The sequence below is a fragment of the Candidatus Darwinibacter acetoxidans genome (genome assembly GCF_041936445.1).
Taxonomy (GTDB): domain Bacteria; phylum Bacillota; class Limnochordia; order Darwinibacteriales; family Darwinibacteriaceae; genus DTU010.
Window position 1 is genome coordinate 1 of the sequence record NZ_JBHGXH010000103.1, and the last position, 5,322, is coordinate 5,322.

The following is a 5,322-nucleotide window of genomic DNA, read 5'->3' on the forward strand; positions in this document are numbered from 1 at the left end:
CTGTTCCGATGTTATACAAGCCATAGGTCCCCTTACCATTCACGACGCTACCGAATACCATGGCTTCGTTCATCAATTCAACATCGCTGTCAAACCATGCCCCGCCACTAGCTTGTCCATCTGCCACGGCGTTGCACAGATAACGCCTGTGGGTGATTACATGGCCCGAAAAATCTGCATGGATCTTAGTTTTTGCTTGGTCTAAGCCAGAGATATACATTTCTGATCCGACATACCCACCCTCCGTGGTGTGCGTTGGGTTCATGTGATGCGTGTACATGCTTGTGGCAGGGACCAGAGTTATGTGGTTGGTTGTCAAGTATGGGCTACCCGTGTTGTAATAGTAGTTAAATGCGGCAATTAGATAGGTTGTCCCGTTAATTGTCCAGTAGTCGCCGATGTACATATCCTCGAAAGTCCCATCAGCGATTCTTGCGTACTGTTCGGGTGTAACCTGGTTTCCGAGAAATTTACCCCTATAGATCGAGTTGTGGAAACCTGCTCCATCTACGCCGTGAGGGAGAAAAAGCCTTTTGTGTTGTTGTAATTCATCATAAGATATAACTCCCAAAGGCATTACTGATTCACCACCCAGTCTGTGCCATCGCTATATTTGAGTTTGTGACCGTCTGTTTCGTCCCAAGCATAGTATCCTCTTCCTCGCATTTCGCTTGCAGGGGGACGGTCTGCTAGTAAGCCGATTACAACGTCAGTGCCAGATAGTGTAACTTTCTGGGACCCATCAGTTAACTTCTGTTCCAGGGCGACCAGCTTATTTTCTATGCCATCCAGCTTACTTTCCAGTTGTGAGACTTTAAGGTTGCCCAGCTCGTCCACGTTAATAATCTTCGCCTTTTTGTCAGGCGCTCTTCCAATAACCGGTATACCTTTTGCCAATTCGAGTCACCCTTTCTAAAGTTCTGTTCCTTCCTCGATCCCGACCCAACCCGACCCAAACATCAGTTCTGTTCCTTCCTCGATCCCGACCCAAACATCGCCTTCAAGCGTTACTGGCAAACGATTGCTTGCACTTATTGCAGTGCCATCAGCTAAAAGGATTTGAATCTCGCCGGCGACTGGTAAGCGATTGTTTTCGACGAGTTCACTTCCGTCAGGCGAAACAAGCTTCACCTCTCTAATCGCACCCATGACAGGCTTCTTTTTATCACTCATCTAGTCTGCCTCCTCCAGAATGTCTCCTTCGTCAACCACACCGGTTAGGACACCAGTGTATATCTTCCAATTTTGTGTTTCATCATCCCAAACAACAGGCAAAGGGGTACCGCTAGGATCTCTGGGAATTGGTGGGTATGCCATCTATGTCCACCTCTCTTTGAAAAGGACTTCAATATGCAACAGGTTGGTGTCACACTCCACCTCGATGAGGTTGACACCGGGTATAAGGGGGAACCCATCCACCACGTACCCCGCATTAGTCAGGTTGGTAACATCCACCCCAGTGGTACCGCCGAAAGACTGGGCCTCGTGCACGTAGTAGCCCTCCACCCACGAGAAGTGATAGACCTCATAGGTGGAAGAAGATGTGGGGTTGGTCACCCAGGGGGTGTCTATCACTGCCACCTTGGATGTGCCGGTGTAGCCGACGATGTGACGGTACTGGCCCGCCCCGGGGCCGCTAACGATTTTGACGATATGGCCTTTGTAGTAGTCGTCAACCGGTGAAGCGCTGATCGCAAGTTGCACGCTGTCGGCGGTGGCTGCTTGAACAGCGCCGGAGTGAAGGATGTTGGTGGGAACGAACAAAGCCTTCCGTTTCTCCGTGTCGAAAAGCAGCACTTCATTCTGCTTTACGGTCCCTGCATACTGTATCCTAAGCCCGGTAGCATGGTTGGTGATCTTGGGGTTTCTGGTGTGCTGGCCGCCCGAGGTCTTACCGTAGATCCAGATGAACGGATGGGTCTCGGCTCCGCCCTCGTTGTTGACGGTGATGATGTTGATCGGGCTCGTCAAGGGAGCGTTCCGCTCCACGCGCTTGTAATTCGTGGAGTACCAGTGGGGATCGTCGGCCTGGAAAGTCACATCGAGTCTAAAGACTCTCCCCCCAAAATGGCCTCTCACGAAGTCGTGCTCGACCCCGGTGCAGTAGACCCGCATGAACTTGTTGGCTCCCTCGAAGCGCTTGAGCCACATTGGTTCTCGTTGGCTTAGAAGCTTGCTTCTCAGCTGAGCGGCATAGTCATCAGCCTCTTCTTTGCTCCAGCACTCGATGGTGCCAGACGCCCTCAAGGTGGCCGACTCCACCCTTTGAAGGTCGCGAAAAACGCGCCTTCCCTTCTTTCCTGGCACGACCACTCCTGGGATCTCCTTCCTCACAGCGTGACCGTCAATCGCCAGCGTACTGGGGAGCAAGATGGACTCTCCCAAGCCATCTTTCAAGATAAGCTCGATCTGCACGTTCTCACCTCTTTCACCGGGCCAAATGTAAGGAGGCTGCTCTCAGGCGAGCAGCCTCCACCAAGGGGGTTAGCTGGCCGACGGCAGACTAGGCAGACTAGTGATGTCTTCCCATTCATAGACAGGCTTGTCGGCCTTGACGTTCTCTTTCGCACGGATAGTGAACTGCGGTGTGATGAAGTTGCGGTCCTGAGCGGTGTAGTTGGGCACGCGGCCTGTGGCATTCCAGAAGGTCCACTTGCGGTACCCAGTGATGCCGCTCGTGTCGTTGTTGCCCTCTTCATACTTGGCGACATACAGCTCGACGATCACGGGACTGGGCTCTTCTCCAAGCCTCGGAGCGCTGTATTTGTCATTCTGGTAGGTACCTCCGGCCAAGAGTGCGAGGGCTTCTCCGGGCAGGGTGGCATTCGTAAAGGAAAGCTCGACTCCGATCAGGGAGGCCGGCTCTTCGACAGTACTGAGCAAGCGGTCCCCACCTCGCAACTCTGTGCGCTGGCCCTCAATCCACTGGTGGTTGATGCCGCACTGCTGCGGAGTCTCGAAGCGAGCGGTCTTACCGCCCGTCTTTTCTAGCCCTGTCGAAGGATCAATCTCTTTGACGATCATCAATTTGCAGCCGTAAAGGATGTCCATCTATCTTCTCAGCTCCTTTCTCATTACTTCCCAACGCATGGGATTCTGAACTCGACCATGCGAGTTATGGCGTTTAGGTCAGGGTCCTGGAAGTCCTGACCTGTGTGAACCCACTCAATCTCAAACATGTGACCTTCGCTCGTTGTCAGGATGGCGCCTGACAACAACTGCTTTATCTCCGCCACGGCCTTGTCGACCGCAACGAAGCTGCCGGGGGCGAAGTAAGGCCAGATGGTCAACTCGCGAAAGAACCCCCTATTGCTCAAAGGGGCTCTCATTTCTTCGCCAAGCTTGATGACACCGTAGGGCTTCTTAGTGTCCTTATTGGGGGCACCCGATTGATACCAAGACGTGATGGACTCGCAGTTTTGAACCAGGTATTGATAGAGGGCTGCCCTCATCCGGACATCACCCTTTTGGCATCTTCCAGGTAGTCAGCCACGAAACGCCTGACCGTGGGCAGGAGGATGGCGAATCGCCCTTGGTTGGCGAGTTCCAAGTACACGCCGTAGTCCACGGTATGGGCGACACGAGTGATCAAGGACTGGTCCCGCATGATGGAGTATCCAAAGAGGCCCTGGCGGGCGTTCCCGGTCCTGTCCTGCCACCTCTTGTTGGCTTTCGCATAGGCTTCCATTCTGGCCGCATACTGTTCGCTCAAAGCAAGCAGCGCCGCCTTTTGCCTGTCGGCCAAAGCCATGAGATTTCGGTTCACTTGATCTGCCCCGGGCAATCACACCACCTCCTCCACAACGCACTGATACGAGACGATCTCGCCCAGATAGCGAACGGGGTTCACCACTGCCACTCGGTGGTGGACCCTGCCAAACTCAAAGGTGTCGCCGGCCTGCACATCTGCATCCCATGGGCAAAGCATCTCTCGGTTGTTCACCTGGAGTGTCCCGCCGTCCTTCACGATCTCTTTGGAGGAACTGTTTCCGAGGAAGAGCCGGAAAGTCTGGGGGATCAACTGTGTGTCTTCATCCGTCCATCCGCCTGCACCATCATCAACCCGCTGGCGCCTTGTAAGGACGATCTCGCATGGGTTGATGGCTATGGCCTTCAGAGTGAGTTCTCTTCGCTTCTGAAGGTCCATGTTACAGCACCTCTGGAGCGGCTATGCGCAGGATGCAGCTGCCCGTCTTTTTCTTCCCGAGCTCTTCCTGCTCACGTCGCTGGAAGTCCTCAGCCATCGTCTGTGCATGGGCAAGCCGATCCTTCAGTTGGACGTAGCGATACGTTTCCTGGCCCGTCCGGGTCTCCTCGATATCGCCCATCTCTTTCTGGATCATGGCTGCCTTGATGCTCCAACCAAGCGATGCCGCTCCGTAGATGGTTTCAGAGTCATCAAGCAACACCTCAAGCTCGGTGTCGGAGAAGCGGGTGTCATCTTGACTGCCGCCTGGCGGGATCTTCTCGTCCAGGTACAGCCTGAGCTTCACGATCGCCTCTTGTGTTGGGGTCATGTTATCACCCCTTCAAATGGTCATTGATCAACCTTGCCAGTTCTTTCTTGGTGGCACTGGCCTTGTACTTGATACCGTACTCATCGGCCATAGCTCTCAGCTGTTTAGCCGTGAAATCGTCTGGGCTGACAAAGCCGCTTGCGCCGGCGTTATCCCCCGAGGGAGTCTCCATCACCGCCACTTCGGTCTGGCCGGGGTCTTCCCCTATGCCGGCGAAGTGAGGACAGCGGAGATCCAGCTTCTTGCTCTCCTCCGTCCAACGCCTGGCCTCCAGCTCTGGATGGCACCTCATGGGAGGCATCATCCCTGGATTCGCTGTCGGGACCCAGGGATAATGCGCACAATCAATGCATCTCATGAGTTCACCGCCTAGAAGTCAGGCAGCGTGATCTCCTGGACGTTCTCGGGCAGAGCTGCGAACACGCCGCGGCGTGCACGGCCCACGATCTGAGCCTCGATCAAGCGAGAGAGATCAGGCATGGTCGCATCGATTCGGAGATCGTGCTTGATGAGCTCCTTGAACCCGCGCTTCGGGCGGATCAAGTATGCCTTGTTGTTCGCGACGCCGTTGTAAGTGACCTTCTTCTTCCCCACCTCGGCTTCCCAGCCGTCATAGGCAACGATTTGCTCAATGCCCGACAGCGGAGGATAGTCGGTGCCGCGGACGTAGAAGCTACCGAGGGCTTCCTGAACATGCTCCAGGCGCTCGCCAGCTACGAGCAGGATGGTACCAGGGCGCTTCTCCTTCCTGGCATCAGCCAATCCCTGCTTTAGGGTCTCGCGGAGGCTGAGGAGTTTGTGGTAG

9 protein-coding genes and 2 pseudogenes are annotated in these 5,322 nt (G+C 54.7%); all 11 read right to left on the reverse strand.

Annotated features, from left to right (window positions below; genetic code table 11):
* Positions 1-577: pseudogene (locus tag ACE4YL_RS03345) on the reverse strand (hypothetical protein); the annotation flags it as partial.
* Entirely contained in the window at positions 577-897 is a 321-nt protein-coding gene (locus ACE4YL_RS03350; protein ID WP_461369217.1) for a hypothetical protein, read from the reverse strand. The gene ACE4YL_RS03350 and the pseudogene ACE4YL_RS03345, both read right to left, overlap by 1 nt.
* A gap of 15 nt (positions 898-912) precedes the next feature.
* Positions 913-1,173 carry a hypothetical protein gene (locus ACE4YL_RS03355; RefSeq protein WP_461369218.1) on the reverse strand — a complete coding sequence of 87 codons (261 nt, stop codon included), beginning with the start codon at positions 1,171-1,173 and terminating at the stop codon, positions 913-915.
* 144 nt (positions 1,174-1,317) lie between these two features.
* A complete protein-coding gene (locus tag ACE4YL_RS03360; protein ID WP_461369219.1) occupies positions 1,318-2,247 on the reverse strand; it encodes a phage tail family protein in 930 nt (309 codons plus the stop codon).
* A 237-nt stretch (positions 2,248-2,484) separates the two neighbouring features.
* Positions 2,485-3,051: a hypothetical protein gene (locus ACE4YL_RS03365; RefSeq protein ID WP_461369220.1), complete on the reverse strand. Its 567-nt coding sequence runs from the start codon at positions 3,049-3,051 to the stop codon at positions 2,485-2,487.
* Positions 3,052-3,074: 23 nt separating this feature from the next.
* On the reverse strand, positions 3,075-3,452 hold the full coding sequence (locus ACE4YL_RS03370; RefSeq protein WP_461367162.1) for a hypothetical protein: 378 nt from the start codon (positions 3,450-3,452) through the stop codon (positions 3,075-3,077).
* Complete coding sequence (locus ACE4YL_RS03375) at positions 3,449-3,784, reverse strand: hypothetical protein (RefSeq protein WP_461369221.1); 336 nt, start codon at positions 3,782-3,784, stop codon at positions 3,449-3,451. Before ACE4YL_RS03375 ends, ACE4YL_RS03370 begins: the two co-directional genes overlap by 4 nt.
* A complete protein-coding gene (locus ACE4YL_RS03380) occupies positions 3,785-4,147 on the reverse strand; it encodes a head-tail adaptor protein (protein WP_461369222.1) in 363 nt (120 codons plus the stop codon). It lies immediately after the preceding gene.
* A gap of 1 nt (position 4,148) precedes the next feature.
* Positions 4,149-4,517 carry a hypothetical protein gene (locus tag ACE4YL_RS03385; protein WP_461367159.1) on the reverse strand — a complete coding sequence of 123 codons (369 nt, stop codon included), beginning with the start codon at positions 4,515-4,517 and terminating at the stop codon, positions 4,149-4,151.
* A gap of 4 nt (positions 4,518-4,521) precedes the next feature.
* Positions 4,522-4,809 carry a hypothetical protein gene (locus ACE4YL_RS03390; protein WP_461369223.1) on the reverse strand — a complete coding sequence of 96 codons (288 nt, stop codon included), beginning with the start codon at positions 4,807-4,809 and terminating at the stop codon, positions 4,522-4,524.
* A gap of 77 nt (positions 4,810-4,886) precedes the next feature.
* Positions 4,887-5,322: pseudogene (locus tag ACE4YL_RS03395) on the reverse strand (hypothetical protein); the annotation flags it as partial.